The 722-nt window shown below is 63.9% G+C and carries 1 protein-coding gene; it reads left to right on the forward strand.

Annotation, left to right across the window (positions count from 1 at the left end; genetic code table 11):
* Positions 1–467: 467 nt before the first annotated feature.
* Complete coding sequence (locus AX737_RS34295) at positions 468–608, forward strand: hypothetical protein (RefSeq protein WP_197430538.1); 141 nt, start codon at positions 468–470, stop codon at positions 606–608.
* Positions 609–722: the final 114 nt, after the last annotated feature.

Here is a 722-nt window from a genome sequence, read left to right on the forward strand (position 1 = left end):
GTCTCGTGGGCTCGGAGATGTGTATAAGAGACAGCACCACACCCTCCGCGGGCGTCAGCTGGACCGGCTGTGAGTGTCAGTACGGCCAGCACCATCACAGCGGCCTTGGCAGCTCGAAGCATCCAGGCGTCCCCCTGTTTGTGCCAGGATGCCAACGTGGCGCTGACCTGACAGCGATGGTGCACGGTTGCGCACAGGGATCTATCGTTGAGGTCGTACAGTTCGGGCAGTGGCCCGCGATAGGTGAGAGGCCCCGATCCGTATCGGCGGCCGGGACCTCATCATACCTTTTAAGCTACGAAGTAAGCTACGAAGTAGCTCGCGCTGACCTGATCCCCCCGGATGCCGGCCAAGTCGACCACGCCGCCGCCCGAGAGGGTGAGCAGGGCGTCGCCATTCTGGGCCGAGCTGACCGTGTAGGTCTGGCCGCCGTCGCCCTCGTTTCCTGTATCACAGCATAGACTTGAATGAGTCCCCTACCTAGCGCCTTCCCCCTGACCATCGGCCTCGTCGCTTTCGGCACGCTCCTGATTCTCGCTCTTGCGGATCGCTTTGCCGCCGACGAGGTGGAGTACCCCACCCACAACAGCGCTCGCGACTTGTGCTGATCCGGCTGGTCCGCCCCCGGATCGCCCTCCCCTCCCCGCTTCAATCCCTTTCGCCCTCGAGCACGCCATGCTCACAGCCCTGTCCGATTCCCAAGCCGCTGGTCCCCTGTCCCT

Source organism: Methylobacterium sp. CCH5-D2 (assembly GCF_001556475.1).
Lineage (GTDB): Bacteria > Pseudomonadota > Alphaproteobacteria > Rhizobiales > Beijerinckiaceae > Methylobacterium > Methylobacterium hispanicum.

What these genes read in the sequence shown, in the direction of transcription:
- AX737_RS34295 (WP_197430538.1), top strand. Translation starts at nt 468, where the DNA reads ATGAGTCCCCTACCTAGCGCCTTCCCCCTGACCATCGGCCTCGTCGCT.